This is a genomic window from Gottfriedia acidiceleris, assembly GCF_036421055.1.
GTDB lineage: Bacteria > Bacillota > Bacilli > Bacillales > Bacillaceae_G > Gottfriedia > Gottfriedia acidiceleris_C.
Genome location: NZ_JAZGQS010000050.1, coordinates 1 through 544 on the forward strand (window position 1 = coordinate 1; position 544 = coordinate 544).

5 tRNA genes are annotated in these 544 nt (G+C 50.4%); all 5 read left to right on the plus strand.

What is annotated here, in order from left to right:
- Nucleotides 1-48: 48 nt before the first annotated feature.
- The 5 genes from RAH41_RS22515 (at nt 49) to RAH41_RS22535 (ending at nt 497) form a co-directional block, all read left to right on the plus strand.
- A tRNA-Pro gene (locus tag RAH41_RS22515) sits at nt 49-125 on the plus strand.
- Between the two features lie 10 nt (nt 126-135).
- Nucleotides 136-208, plus strand: a tRNA-Ala gene (locus RAH41_RS22520).
- 28 nt (nt 209-236) lie between these two features.
- A tRNA-Met gene (locus RAH41_RS22525) sits at nt 237-310 on the plus strand.
- 9 nt (nt 311-319) lie between these two features.
- Nucleotides 320-396 (plus strand) — tRNA-Ile (locus RAH41_RS22530).
- Between the two features lie 8 nt (nt 397-404).
- A tRNA-Ser gene (locus RAH41_RS22535) sits at nt 405-497 on the plus strand.
- Nucleotides 498-544 lie beyond the last annotated feature (47 nt).

Here is a 544-nt window from a genome sequence, read left to right on the forward strand (position 1 = left end):
GTTCGAGTCCTTTCGGGCGCGCCATATTATTTCACCTGTAATTCTGAACGGGAAGTGGCTCAGCTTGGTAGAGCACCTGGTTTGGGACCAGGGGGTCGCAGGTTCAAATCCTGTCTTCCCGACCATTTAAAACATGGGGCCTTAGCTCAGCTGGGAGAGCGCCTGCCTTGCACGCAGGAGGTCAGCGGTTCGATCCCGCTAGGCTCCACTTAAAGAAACTTAAATTAACTTATTATGGCGGTGTAGCTCAGCTGGCTAGAGCGTACGGTTCATACCCGTGAGGTCGTGGGTTCGACTCCCTCCGCCGCTACTTATTTAAGGACCTTTAGCTCAGCTGGTTAGAGCAGACGGCTCATAACCGTCCGGTCGTAGGTTCGAGTCCTACAAGGTCCACCACTTATAATGGAGTAATACCCAAGTCTGGCTGAAGGGATCGGTCTTGAAAACCGACAGGGGTGTAACAGCCCGCGGGGGTTCGAATCCCTCTTACTCCTCCATTTTTATTAAATTTCATATTAATGGATCTAAATTAGTTAGTATCCAA